Annotated in this window: 11 protein-coding genes; 1 reads left to right on the top strand and 10 read right to left on the bottom strand. The window is 40.3% G+C overall.

Annotated elements, in window-relative coordinates:
- Window positions 1–72 precede the first annotated feature (72 nt).
- Window positions 73–612, top strand: coding sequence for a ribosome biogenesis factor YjgA (yjgA, locus tag ABJD71_RS05325; protein WP_348165670.1), 540 nt, complete (start codon window positions 73–75; stop codon window positions 610–612).
- 121 nt (window positions 613–733) lie between these two features.
- On the opposite strand, the gene ABJD71_RS05320 is transcribed toward yjgA, so the two are convergent.
- The 10 genes from ABJD71_RS05320 to ABJD71_RS05275 all read right to left on the bottom strand — a co-directional run bounded on the left by ABJD71_RS05320 (window position 734) and on the right by ABJD71_RS05275 (window position 13,125).
- Complete coding sequence (locus ABJD71_RS05320) at window positions 734–1,549, bottom strand: HAD family acid phosphatase (RefSeq protein WP_348165667.1); 816 nt, start codon at window positions 1,547–1,549, stop codon at window positions 734–736.
- Window positions 1,550–1,635: 86 nt separating this feature from the next.
- Window positions 1,636–3,078, bottom strand: coding sequence for a metalloprotease TldD (tldD, locus tag ABJD71_RS05315; RefSeq protein ID WP_348165664.1), 1,443 nt, complete (start codon window positions 3,076–3,078; stop codon window positions 1,636–1,638).
- Complete coding sequence (locus ABJD71_RS05310) at window positions 3,071–3,898, bottom strand: carbon-nitrogen hydrolase family protein (RefSeq protein ID WP_348165661.1); 828 nt, start codon at window positions 3,896–3,898, stop codon at window positions 3,071–3,073. The genes tldD and ABJD71_RS05310 overlap by 8 nt, the downstream gene beginning before the upstream one ends.
- Window positions 3,891–7,781, bottom strand: coding sequence for a YhdP family protein (locus tag ABJD71_RS05305; RefSeq protein ID WP_348165659.1), 3,891 nt, complete (start codon window positions 7,779–7,781; stop codon window positions 3,891–3,893). The genes ABJD71_RS05310 and ABJD71_RS05305 overlap by 8 nt, the downstream gene beginning before the upstream one ends.
- A 32-nt stretch (window positions 7,782–7,813) precedes the next feature.
- Complete coding sequence (rng, locus tag ABJD71_RS05300; protein WP_348165657.1) at window positions 7,814–9,277, bottom strand: ribonuclease G; 1,464 nt, start codon at window positions 9,275–9,277, stop codon at window positions 7,814–7,816.
- On the bottom strand, window positions 9,267–9,851 hold the full coding sequence (locus tag ABJD71_RS05295) for a Maf family protein (protein WP_348165655.1): 585 nt from the start codon (window positions 9,849–9,851) through the stop codon (window positions 9,267–9,269). Before ABJD71_RS05295 ends, rng begins: the two co-directional genes overlap by 11 nt.
- A gap of 2 nt (window positions 9,852–9,853) precedes the next feature.
- Window positions 9,854–10,330: a rod shape-determining protein MreD gene (gene mreD / locus ABJD71_RS05290; protein WP_348165653.1), complete on the bottom strand. Its 477-nt coding sequence runs from the start codon at window positions 10,328–10,330 to the stop codon at window positions 9,854–9,856.
- Complete coding sequence (mreC, locus tag ABJD71_RS05285; RefSeq protein ID WP_348165650.1) at window positions 10,327–11,181, bottom strand: rod shape-determining protein MreC; 855 nt, start codon at window positions 11,179–11,181, stop codon at window positions 10,327–10,329. Before mreC ends, mreD begins: the two co-directional genes overlap by 4 nt.
- Before the next feature lie 108 nt (window positions 11,182–11,289).
- Window positions 11,290–12,336 (bottom strand): rod shape-determining protein, encoded by a 1,047-nt coding sequence (locus ABJD71_RS05280; protein ID WP_133469822.1) that lies wholly within the window; start codon window positions 12,334–12,336, stop codon window positions 11,290–11,292.
- Window positions 12,337–12,588: 252 nt separating this feature from the next.
- Window positions 12,589–13,125: a type II secretion system protein gene (locus ABJD71_RS05275; RefSeq protein WP_348165647.1), complete on the bottom strand. Its 537-nt coding sequence runs from the start codon at window positions 13,123–13,125 to the stop codon at window positions 12,589–12,591.
- Between the last annotated feature and the right edge of the window lie 211 nt (window positions 13,126–13,336).

The following is a 13,336-nucleotide window of genomic DNA, read 5'->3' as shown; positions in this document are numbered from 1 at the left end:
ATGATTTTGCTTGTAGTTTATTCTTGCTTTGGGGGTTACAATCCTTGTTAGTGTATCACTAAAGACAAAGCCATGGTTGCACCTAAAAAAAACAAAGACGTTGAAGATGATTTTGACGTATCCGAAGAAGCTGAACAACTCAGTAAAACGCAAATCAAAGCGCAAATGCTTGAAAGACAAAAGTTGGGTGAGTCTCTTGTTCACCTTGGACAGTCATCATTAGCCAAAATCCCTATGGAAGCAGAGCTGCTTGATGCGGTGATGTTGGCTCGCAAAATTTTGCGTAAAAAAGAGGGGTATCGTCGTCAATTACAATTGATTGGAAAGATTATGCGCCATCAAGACATTGCACCAATAGAACAAGCAATGTTAAATATTAAGTCTGCTCATAAAAAGTTAAATGATGCTTTTCATGAACTTGAATTACTTCGTGATGCTATTTTGGCCGAAGGCGATAGTAAAATAGAAGAGGTGATTACAGATCACCCAATACTTGATAGGCAAAAATTGCGGCAGTATGTGCGTCAAGCCAATAAACAAAAATCTGAAAATAAGCCACCGAAGGCTTCAAGAGATCTTTTTAAGTATTTAAAACAAGAGATTGGTGAGTAATATCTGACTTATCTTTTTTAACGTTAGAGGCTAGTTTTTTTATTTCACATTACTATGTAATTAAATGAAAAAGCTAGCCACTATTGAGGCTGAAAGATTGTTTTTAACATTCATTCTATGTTTATCGAATACCAGCAGCGGCCTCTTTTAGCATAGCGCGGTTTTTATCACTCGCTTCAGGTTCGGACTCACCAAAAATGCTTGCCATCCAATGACCATCTGTTGGGTTAGGAAATAAAACATATTTTCTACCAAATAGGGTACGGTCTTCTTTCATTTTTTTCTTACGACCTTCAACATCACCTTTAATATAGTACTTACGACGAAAATCATTCAGATTGTCGCCGAGAAACACTGCAATATCATAGCCTTTCATTATTTCATTTTGGCGAATCTCTTTGTTAGAGCTTTCTCTTAACACGGTTAGATGAGACTCGTCTTTTAACGGAAACCCTAAATGACGAATATTACCCAATGCATATTCAAAGGTATTCTCACCCTGTTCACGGCTTGTAATATAAAATATTTCTACTCCATTTCTGTGACAGAATTCAAGAAACTCTTTAGCCCCTGGGGAGGCGACCATCTCATTCTTTGGGATCCATTTATCCCAAATAGCATCGTCAAAAAAGTCGATGTCTTTGTTTACCAAATGCCCCCAATAGGCAAGAGGTAGTGCCAAGGTATCATCAAAATCAGAAACGATAGCAAGAGGTTTATCCCCTTGCTTATGTTTCGCCAAAGCCAACTCCACATGCATTTTCGCTATATTAAAACCTTGATAATAGAGGGCCTCATATTCAGCAGACGCTTGCTTCCAAGCGAGAGAGTATAGCAAGGGGTTATTACTTACTTGCTCAGCGGCAAGAGCAGGAGTGCCAACCAATGCACTACAAAAAACAAACGACGTTAATGTTTTACGAAACAAGTTAGCCATGAACAATGTATTCCTAATAGATAGATTAAATTTTGAGGGAAAGAGTAAGCCTTTTAATTGCCATTTTAGGGCTGCTTATATAAAAGCTAAGCCGTTCCGCCTACGGTTAATTCATCAACTTTTAAGGTGGGTTGGCCTACGCCAACAGGCACACTCTGGCCATCTTTTCCGCATACACCTACACCTTTGTCTAAAGCTAAATCATTCCCTATCATAGATATCTTCTGCATAGCTTCTGGGCCATTACCAATTAGTGTTGCGCCTTTTATAGGTGTACTGATTTTGCCGTTTTCGATTAAGTAAGCTTCTGAAGTAGAAAATACAAATTTACCCGATGTGATATCTACTTGTCCGCCGCCAAAGTTGGGGGCATATATGCCTTTGTCGATAGAGGCAATAATTTCCTCGGGGCTATGTTCACCGCCCAACATATAAGTGTTAGTCATTCGAGGCATGGGTAAGTGCGCATAAGATTCACGTCGGCCATTACCTGTTGGGGCAACTCCCATTAGGCGAGCATTTTGTTTGTCTTGCATGTAGCCTTTGAGAACTCCGTCTTCAATCAATACATTGTATTGTGTAGGCGTGCCTTCGTCGTCAACACTTAGTGAGCCACGTCTATTTTCCAATGTACCATCGTCAACAACTGTGCAGCCTTTTGCTGCAACTTGCTCGCCAATGCGGCCACTAAATGTTGATGCGCCTTTACGATTAAAGTCCCCTTCGAGACCGTGGCCAACCGCTTCGTGCAATAGCACGCCAGGCCAGCCGGAGCCTAACACTACTGGCATTTTCCCCGCTGGTGCAGCGACGGCTTGCATATTAACTCTTGCCATATGAATGGCTTCATCGGCTACTTGTTGATATTTAGGTCTACCACCCTGCTCTGTTGAAAAATAATCATAAGCATAACGCCCGCCAGCTCCAGCGCTGCCTCTTTCTCTGCGGCCGTCTTTTTCCATTAAAACAGAACAATTTAAGCGAATTAATGGGCGAATATCGGTGCAAAATGTACCGTCTGTCGCAGCGATAAGAATTTCTTCGTACACCCCACTTATACTAATTATCACTTGGGTTAGCGCATTTTCTTGTTTACGTATATACGCGTCAACTGAACGGAGTAACGCTATTTTCTCTTGATCTTGCATGCCTAAAAGGGGGTTATCTGCACGGTATCTTGCTGTCTGGCTGGAAGGGGTGAGTGACTTAACTTGGTGTGTACCACCTGAGCTGGAAATACTCCGTGCTGCTTTTGATGCTTTTAATAATGCGCTAGGGGATATCTCGTCTGAGTAAGCAAACCCTGTTTTTTCACCACTTACGGCACGTACACCTACGCCACGTTCAATATTGTAGCTACCTTCTTTAATGATACCGTCTTCTAATACCCAAGTTTCATGTTGGCTGGCTTGAAAATATAAGTCAGCAAAATCGTTGTCGTGCTTGTATATACTATCTAGTGCTGTTTCAAGGTTGGAACGAGTTAAATCTGACGCATCCAATAAGTTAGTTTCCACTAGATTAGACAAGGTGACTCCTGAATTTGTTGTGTTGGTAGACTGGCATATTGTTGCGAATTTCAGTCAATAAATTATAGTCAATTGGGCTTTGAATTACCCCTGTTTCGGTTGGGAGTTCTGCTAGCTTTTCACCCCATGGAGAGATGATACAGGAGTGCCCGTAGGTTTGTCGCTTATTCCTATGTTCGCCAGTTTGATTAGCGGCCACTAGATAGCATTGATTTTCAATAGCTCTGGCAGTTAGTAGCGCATCCCAATGTGCGCTGCCGGTCTTTTGTGTAAAAGCAGCGGGTAGAGCTAGAATATCCAACTTATGTATGTCTGCCATTGCCTGAAACATAGCCGCGAAACGAATATCGTAACAGATCGCTAGGCCTAAAATACCGAAAGGGGTGTTAACAACGACTAGTTTGTTTCCTGCTTGGGTGTCACGAGACTCAAAGTAGCTACCTGTATTATCGGCAACTTGAACATCGAATAAGTGAATTTTTTGATATTCTTCAACAAGTTGTCCATCACTATCAATTAGTAAACAAGAAGCAGTGTATTTTTCTTTTAAGTTACAAGTAATTGGCATACTGCCTGCGACTAACCAAACTTCGTTTTGTTTGGCTAATGCCATTAGTTTACTTTGGATTGGCCCATGACCGAGATCTTCGGCTATGTCGAGAAGTTGATGCTCGTTTGCTCCAAAACAGGCAAAACATTCTGGCAAAACCACTAAGCATGGACGCTCAACCAATACGTTCTGTAATTGTTGTTCAATAAATAGTAAATTCTCTTCAACATTATTCGAAGAGTTCATTTGAATGGCAACAAGATTACTCACTAATTGGGTCCTCTTTGGGAACATCAATATCTGTTGGGACATTGAGCTCTTGATCTGTCGGTTGGAGAGGCGCAGGTATTTTTTGAGCGGGTAGAACGATTTCTCGACTATCGCGGCCTAACTCAGTAATGACTGGGGCGTCTATGGTACCCGTTAGTGAAAAGTTAATGTTAGAGATGACTTTTGCAGATGTTAACATTTGGTCGATGGCTAATGCTGCAATGGCTGTAGCTGGATTGACCATCCATGCGACGATGACTGGCAAACTTGAGGTGATCTTTGGCGTAAACTCGATGTTATAATTTAGCTCTCTGGCGGCTAAGTCAGTATACCCTTTCATAATAATTTCACCTGCGCCTCCATCCACTATTGTATCTCGGGTGTCTGCTATACCATCATGAACTTGAAAACTGCCATTAATTTTGTCGTAGAAAAAACCCTTTGCAAATACGTCCCTAAAGTCTAGTTTTAATTTACGTACTAAAGATTCAAAGCTGAGGATACTAAATATCCGTGAGCCTTTATCTGTAATTTCCGTGATGTAACCGTCACTTAAGCGCCAATCAATCTGTCCATTTAAGGTATCGAAATTAAAGTCATAAGGGGCTTTTTGCCAACTTAAATCGAAGGTTGACTGTGCTTTTGAGTCTTTTACACCTGAATTTATCTTGAAGCCTTTTAATAATGCACCAAAATCTGAACTATGAAATTCACCTTGTAGCCTAGTGCTACTTTTGCCGTTCGTTATAAACCAATCCCCAGCTCCAAAGAACAAACCATGGCCATTATCGACTCTAATATTGTCGATCTTCATACCAGTGGTCGAACGGGATAACTTAATATCTATTTTCCCTAGATCATTTTCCATAAAGCTACAACGTAGACATGAAAAATTAATAGGTGGTAAAGAATTGATTGAATCTTCAATTGATACTGTACTTGTGGTGGCATAATCATTTTTCACTTCAGGTTGCCAGCTATCTAGGGCGATAAAGTCTGCATTAATATCTATGCCTTGTTCTAACCAATCTTTGTGAAATGCAATATCCATTCTGGCTTGCTTGGCATTAATATCTAATAACCAGCTATCTGCGGTGTTTTTTGCAATACCTTCAAAATTACTCAGCTTCTGGGAGGAGATGGTAGCGACATCTGCATTAATAAAAATTCTTTTCGGGGCTTCAAGTATAGGTTTATGATCACTTGGTGAGTTTTCACTCAGTAACGTACGTATAGTGTTGAACCAAGGTGTTGCGTCAAATTCGGCAACATCTGCTGATATACTAAAACCGAGCCCCATCCCAATTAAGTCACTCTTTCCGATCGCTAGGTGCGCCCGTGAAAACTGTTTTTCTTGATGGGGCAATATACCGTTAAATTCAATTTCCTCTCCAAGGGAAATACTTACAGTAGACGCTTGTTGGTTACCTTCGCTAGTTATCATTAAGGGCAGGGCTTGCTCAGCTTGTTTGGAAAAAGGCTTGGGTAATGAAGACTGCAGAGCCTTTAAGTCGCTAGTTAACTTTGCTGTATATTGAAAGCCTTGACTAGGGATAGTTAATGCTACATTGGCTTGCCATTCTCCGCTTCCAGTTAGGTAGTTGGCAAGCGGCGGATGATACTCTTTCAGTATAGGTGTGATTTCACAATTACCCGCTATTTCTATATTTGTGTGATACCCAGAGGCTTGTTGGTCTCCTGTTAATGTAAGCGAAATGGGCTGTTCAAATAACCGCGCATCTATTTTTTCGATGTTAATTTTGCTATTTACAAAGGTAAGTTGTCCCTGACTTTCAGACAGAGATAAATTTAAATTTGGAATGCTGACACTATTACCAAGCAGGTTTACAGCGCCTTTTGCGATAATGTTTTTGCCCGTTAAGGGTATGTTTAAATCTAAATCTGTAGTCACAGGGCCTTCAACTATAACTTGTTGTAAGGTTTTACCTAATGTGTTCGCCAAGTTACTTTGTGAAATCAATAGACTCGCTTCTTGTCCAGTGGCTTTCGCTTTTGCTGCAATCTTGAGGGTGGCATTTTTTTTAAATGAGGGTATGGATGCGGTTAAGTCTACTAAAACTGCGTCCATTAAATTAGCTTGTTGGCTTTTAATAGTTAAACTTTCGTTATTAAACAGTAAGTTAGCGGAAATATTGCTTAGCACGGGCCATTGCGGAGCAAATTTAAACTGTCCGTCGGTCACATCAAACTGTGCTTGGAATATCCCTTGGTTATTTGTAAATGGAAAATCTGACATTACACCATGCCACAATAATTGGGCATTGTTGATAAAACCATCTTTTATGGCATTTACTAAATAATCTCGGGTTTTCTTACCTTTTTGTTCTATTGGGTAAAGTTGTGTCAGTGCAGATACGTGAATAGGATCAATTGTAGATTTGAACGCCAAGTATCCATTGCTTGTATCTAATGAAAAATCTGGATGGAAGGTGATGAGGTCACTTTTAAACACAGCATTATCAGTTTCAAACTGTATTCCCTCTGGAGAGGTCTGAATGTATAAGTCTGCATAAAGTCTTTGGTAGTCTATGTTTTCAGGTAATAGGTTATCTATAAAGAGTGTGCCGCTTTTGCTTTTTATTGTTAATTTGCCACTACCGTCATTCCAATTGAAATCTGCGTCTAAGTCACTTATTCCTGGTAGGTAATCATGTTGCTGCCAAGATAGATCTCCTATAGCGGCATTTATGGCTAAATTACCTTTGAGTGTTCGCTGAATGAATAGATTATTTAGGGTAGCTTCTGGCTGCATTTGCTCGAGTCGCAGCATATCTTCATGTTTTATACTTAGTGCTAACATCGGTAACAGAGTGGCAAGTTTAATGGGCGCAAGGTGCTGTATTGATGCGTTACCTAGAGCATCTATTTTCCCTTTCCAATTGGATACTGAAACTTGATCGTTTACTTGCAAGGTTAGGTTGTCAAAATTAAACACCCAATCGTCATTAATAGGGCTACCATTAATTTGACCTTGCAATATGTTGGCTTCTAAGGTTTTAGATGGCTGGCTGCCCTTTGGTGTTTTCCAGCCAAAGCGACTGTTAGCTAAATCCAGTTGTACAGATTTAATGGCTTTATTTTGTATGTCGGCCCACATCACAAAACTACCTCTGCTTTCAACTAGTTCGTGTTTACTAGTTACCCATTGTTGAATCCATGGAGAAAGGTCTACTTCTTTACCTTCAGCATAAAAAGTACCATACATTTCACTACTTTTACCGTATAGATCCAATACGAAAGATGCTGAATTTTTGGCTATTTCTTCGATTTGTAATTGGCCTGTTCCTTGGTGATGTTCATCTCTATTTAACCAAGAAACTTGGTCAATTAAGACAACTTGCCTCCCTTTTAAAGTATTGAGAATTATTTTACTGTCACTTACCGAAAACGATTGGAGTTGCTGTAGAAATAGCTCTTCGAGGGCTTCTACTATTGGGAAGCTGGATTGACCTGTTTTTAAAGTTGTTAAGTCCAATGAGAGCTGCATATTACGTAAATCAAATTCATTTGATTTAATTTGCATGGCAAGTATAGATTGCCAAAAGTCAACTTCAATGGCGGTTTCATCGATTAGTAGGCTTACGGGAGATTGCTGATTTTTAGTCAACTCTATATTTCGTAATACGATCGCAGGCCCTAAGCCTCTCCACTGAGCACTGATTTCAGCAATGGTAAGTTCTGCGCCCACTCTTTCAGATAACCAGCTTTCAAGGTGATGTTTTTGCTCGTTCATGTATGGCAAGGAATAACGCAATAAAGTGAGACAAACTGCAACCAATACAAGGCATAGAGCGGCTAAGCCCCAGAGTTTTTTTAATATGTATGCGACATAAAATGACGCAGATTTATGGTTAGTTTTCACTTTAGTTGATTGCGTTTTTGTATTCGGTTTAATTACATCATCACCACATCAAATTTGTCTTGGCTATACAAAGATTCTGTGTGGACTTTTATTTGTTTACTCACAAACAGCTCTAATTCTGCCAGCATATGTGACTCTTCTCCTAATAAAGCTTCTGTCACATTTGGTGCCGCGTATACAACAAACTTATCAGCATCATAAGCTCGATTGACTCTAACTATCTCTCGCATGATTTCAAAACAAACGGTTTCAATGGTTTTTACTGTACCCCGTCCTTTACAGACTGGGCACTCTCCACAGAGTACATGTTCTAAGCTCTCCCGGGTGCGCTTGCGAGTCATTTCAATTAAACCAAGGGCTGTAAAACCGTGAATGTTTATTTTGGCTCTATCGTTAACTGTAGCAACTTCTAAGCTATGCATGACGCGTCTTTTGTGATCTTCGACTGTCATATCGATAAAGTCGATTAGTATCATGCCTCCTAAGTTTCGGAGTCTCAATTGTCTTGCAATAGCCTGAGTTGCTTCAATGTTAGTGTTAAAAATAGTTTCTTCTAAGTTACGATGTCCTACAAATGCGCCTGTATTAATATCAATAGTCGTCATAGCTTCAGTTTGATCGATAATTAAATATCCACCAGATTTCAGATCGACTCGTCGCTCGAGTGAGCGTTGCCCTTCGTTCTCCACATCATACAGGTCGAATATAGGGCGATCGCCAGGGTAATATTCAAGTAACTTATTAAGTTCCGGTACATAATCTTTGGTGAATTGTTGCAGCTCTTGAAAGCTTAACTTGGAATCTACTCTAATACGGTCAAGTTCTGTGCCTACAAAATCCCTTAAAACCCGTCTTGCCAGGGGGAGATCTTCATAAAGCATGTGAGTTTTATTTTTTAGTCGCGAGCCAATCTTTTCCCATAAACGTCGTAAAAATTTTGCATCTTGTACTAATTCTTGTTCTTTTACTCCTTCTGCGGCTGTACGTAAAATGAAGCCGCCATCTTCACTGCAAAAATCTTGGACGATTTTCTTTAATCTTTCTCTTTCTTCTTCTTCCTCGATGCGTTGTGAAACACCTACATGTTCAACACTGGGCATAAATACTAAATATCGTGACGGAATAGTAATGTCTGTTGTGAGTCGGGCACCTTTTGTTCCTATTTGATCTTTTACCACTTGAACGACTATGTTTTGCCCATCTCTGACTAATTCGCGTATGTCGGGTTTTTCAATATCATTTGGTGAAACCACTTCTTCTACTTCGTTGTGGAAGGCAATATCTGAGGCATGTAAAAACGCGGCTTTGTCTAGGCCAATATCAACAAAAGCGGCTTGCATTCCAGGTAGAACTCGACTTACTTTACCGCGATAAATGTTCCCTACTAATCCCCGTTTAGTATGCCGCTCAATATGAATCTCTTGCAGAATGCCATTTTCAATTAACGCGACTCTTGATTCAGATGGCGTGACGTTGATTAATAATTCAGCACTCATAAGTGATCCCTAGCTCAGCTAATAAGGTTTTAGTTTGATACAAGGGTAGACCCACTACCGCACTATAACTACCTTGAATATGTTTCACGAACTGTCCTCCTAACCCTTGGATTGCATAACTCCCCGCTTTATCTTTAGGCTCACCCGTTTGCCAATACTGTTTAATTTGTTTTTGACTCAAAGACCCAAAGGTCACTTGCGTCGATACCACTAAATGTTTGTGTTGAGTGGCCGTGACAATGGCTATTGCCGTTAATACTTGGTGGGTATTATCCGACAATATACTTAGCATACGCATTGAGTCTGCTTGGTCTTTTGGTTTTCCAAAAATCTCGCCATCAATAGCAATTACTGTATCTGACCCTAACACCACATCTTTACTTTCACTTATCTGTAATGATGCTTTGGCCTTTTCTAAGGCCATTCTTAGCACATAAAGTTCAGGTTTTTCGTCTTTAGTTGGAGTTTCGTCTATGTTGACAGGCCTTTGTATAAACGGAATTTGAATTTGTTTTAGCAGCTCTGCCCGTCGTGGTGATTGTGAAGCGAGTATTAATGTAGGTTGACTTAACATAGTTACTTTAATCTTAATTGACGGCGTATTTTACGTAACAGCCAGAATAACCAAGGCCAGATGACCATTGAACTCGCAACAGGCCATAAGTATTCAAACAGAAAGTAAATATCAGTAATCAAGTGCTGAAACCAAAAAACTACTAGATTATACAAGGCTGACATAATGCCAATAATCATAGATTGCTGCCAAACTGAGTAGTTTCGTAAGCGCTGATAATTTGCAGCCAATACATAAATGCTTAAGCACATTGCAAAACTGTGGATCCCCATGCTTGTTCCAAGCAAGATATCTAATATTAGCCCAGTGATAAAAGCGACCCCAACACTGACTCTATTTGGCAGTGCTAAAGCCCAGTAACTTAATACTAATAAGACCCAATCTGGACGATATAAATCTACCACCGATGGCATGGGTGTTATTTGCAATACTAGAGCAATGAGTATACTCAGGGGAATGGTATAAGTGCGCAAACTCACAGGTTAGCTTCCTCTGTAGGTTCGTTGTTATTGATGTCACTCCACAACAATAATAAGTATTTAAGCCGGTCTAATTGCGCGATGGGTTTAGCTTTAACCTGTAAAAAAGGGCGACCTTCATCGCTAACAATAGAGGTTATTTCGGCTACAGGGTAACCTTCTGGGAAAACGTTGCCTAGGCCTGAAGATAACAATAAATCACCTTCATTCAGGTCGGTACTATGAGGCACATGTTGGATAATTAACTCATTTAAGCTTCCAGTTCCAGATACGATTAGACGTACATTATTTCTTGCCACTCTTACTGGTAAGGCGTGGGTCACGTCGGTAATCAGTAATACCCGGCTATTGGTGGAGCCCACTTGCATAATTTGCCCAACTATACCCTTATCGTCGAGAACCGGTTGGCTTTCATAGATGTCATTTAGTGCGCCTTTGTTTATTATTATTTGCAGGCTATAGGGGTTGTTATCTACTGCCATTAATTCTGCCACTTCTCGGCGGACATTATTTTTTACAGGGGAGTTTAATAAGCTTCGAAGACGGTCATTTTCAGCTTCTAAAAATCTAAATTTTTGCAGTTGCCCACTCGTTATAAGGGCTTCGCGAGTTAGCTGAGCATTCTCTTTGAATAACTGCTCATGGGAGACTAAGCGACTGGCACTGACACTTAACAGTTCGCCTGGTAGATTTGCTAAATATTGTAATGGACTAACAAAAGAATTGAGGTAAACGCGAGTCGTCGCAAACCCATTTAATTTATGGTCAAACAAGATAAGAAAAATGGATAACAGCAAACCTAAAACTAACCGGTTAGGTAGTGAAGGTCCTTTGGAAAACATCAAGTTCATTTATGGGCCTTGATAAAGTGCTTGTAAACTCTCGCTGAGTGATGACTGACTCTTAGAATAAGAGTAAGGTGGTGCGACACCACCTAAGTTCTATAAGCCGGTTTAAAGTTACTCTTCGTAACTAAAAAGGTCGCCTCCGTGAATATCTATCATTTCGAAAGCTTTACCACCACCTCTGGCTACACAGGTTAAAGGATCATCAGCTATTACTACAGGAATGCCAGTTTCTTCCATTAATAAACGATCTAAATCTTTCAACAAGGCACCACCGCCGGTTAATACCATTCCTCGTTCTGATATATCTGAGGCTAATTCCGGAGGAGATTGTTCTAAAGCAACCATGACTGCAGAGACGATTCCTGTTAAAGGTTCTTGTAACGCTTCTAGGATTTCGTTGCTGTTAAGAGTAAAACTACGAGGTACCCCTTCTGCTAAATTACGTCCTCGAACTTCTATTTCTTTAACTTCTTCACCTGGGTATGCAGCACCGATTTCATGTTTGATGCGCTCAGCAGTTGCTTCACCTATCAAAGAGCCGAAGTTACGGCGTATATAAGAAATAATAGCTTCGTCAAACTTATCACCACCTATTCGGACTGATGAGGAATAAACAATACCATTTAAGGAAATGATAGCGACCTCGGTAGTACCACCCCCAATATCAACCACCATGGAGCCTGTTGCTTCAGAAACAGGTAATCCTGAACCAATTGCCGCAGCCATAGGTTCGTCGATAAGGTAAACTTCTCGTGCCCCTGCTCCTAGGGCTGATTCTCTAATGGCTCTACGCTCAACTTGAGTTGAACCACAAGGCACACACACTAGCACTCTTGGGCTAGGGCGTAAAAAATTATTGTCGTGGACTTGTTTTATAAAATGCTGAAGCATTTTCTCAGTTACATAAAAGTCTGCAATTACGCCGTCTTTCATTGGCCTGATGGCTTTTATATTACCAGGAGTTCGGCCTAACATTTGTTTTGCTTCAACCCCTACGGCTGCCACACTTTTAGGACCGCCAGTTCGCTCTTGACGAATAGCAACAACGGAGGGTTCATTTAGAACTATTCCCTGATCTTTGATATAGATAAGGGTATTTGCTGTACCGAGGTCGATTGACAAATCGTTGGAAAACATTCCCCGAAGCTTTTTAAACATGAAAAAACCGCACTTTTATTGATAAGTTAAATATTGCGCTAACTGTACCAATGCACTGTGATTTGGGCAAGCAGTGTAAATCAACCATGCAATAAAAAAGGGGGTTTAGGGGAATATTTTGAGAATTGAGTATAAAACCAACAACATTTTCAGAAATTAAGCGGTGAATTACAAACCTTCTAATTAATTCAAGGTGTTTATATGTTTCGTCGTTAAGTGTGGCTCACAATACCATGTTAAATTAAAAGAAATTTAGCAACTACCAATAACAACTGTAATTATTGGCGGTGTGTATTCATTTTCAGCTTCTGTGTACAACGCATGGCAACTAAGGCCTGCTTCACTTGTTTCTGTAAAATCTACGTGAGTATAGCCTGTCGGAAAAAGAGCAATAGTGCCGCTGGCTGGAGCCTCTTTTGTGGGATGTGACACTGTACCTGCAAGGAGAGTTAATTGAGTCGAATGAATATTCCCCCAAGACTGAACTGAGGCAAGTGTAGCGACGTCAGCATCAGGGTAGCCAAAATCTGTTTCGATAGGACTGCTTCCTAATGTTATCTGGGAGGAGGTGTTGAAAGCTGATGGATTTTTTTGTTCACCAGCAACAACTGACTTAGCGTAAATGAGTTGTGAACCTACTTTCAGTGCAGCTTGCACGCCTTTTAGGGTTGACGCGTGTAAATCACTCTTAATATCAACAAATTTAGGGGTAGCTGAGGCCGCCGCAACACCTAAAATGGCCATCACTATTATGAATTCAATCAATGTAAAGCCATCTTTTTGTTTCATATTTTATCTCAAAGGTAAGGGGCAGATTAAAACTAATCTCAGGTTGGTTGTTATTTTAACTCGCAGTAGAGTTGTAACAAGTTAGTTTATCTATACCTCTGTATATTCAAGTTTAATGACGGGTTCAAATTTGCTGGGTGACGTTGTGACTGTCACTAAATGGTGAGTCTCTTAATTTTAGCATTAGCTTGTGCGGCTGTGGCAGTAGGCA

This window comes from Paraglaciecola sp. (assembly GCF_039943935.1).
Lineage (GTDB): Bacteria > Pseudomonadota > Gammaproteobacteria > Enterobacterales > Alteromonadaceae > Paraglaciecola.
The sequence above is the reverse complement of the archived record's forward strand: the minus strand, read 5'-3'. Positions and strand labels throughout refer to the sequence as shown.

Coding starts and splice junctions, on each gene's coding strand:
- ABJD71_RS05295 (WP_348165655.1), bottom strand. CDS start 9,851: ATGTTAAGTCAACCTACATTAATACTCGCTTCACAATCACCACGACGG.
- ABJD71_RS05275 (WP_348165647.1), bottom strand. CDS start 13,125: ATGAAACAAAAAGATGGCTTTACATTGATTGAATTCATAATAGTGATG.
- yjgA (WP_348165670.1), top strand. CDS start 73: ATGGTTGCACCTAAAAAAAACAAAGACGTTGAAGATGATTTTGACGTA.
- rng (WP_348165657.1), bottom strand. CDS start 9,277: ATGAGTGCTGAATTATTAATCAACGTCACGCCATCTGAATCAAGAGTC.
- ABJD71_RS05320 (WP_348165667.1), bottom strand. CDS start 1,549: ATGGCTAACTTGTTTCGTAAAACATTAACGTCGTTTGTTTTTTGTAGT.
- ABJD71_RS05280 (WP_133469822.1), bottom strand. CDS start 12,336: ATGTTTAAAAAGCTTCGGGGAATGTTTTCCAACGATTTGTCAATCGAC.
- mreC (WP_348165650.1), bottom strand. CDS start 11,181: ATGAACTTGATGTTTTCCAAAGGACCTTCACTACCTAACCGGTTAGTT.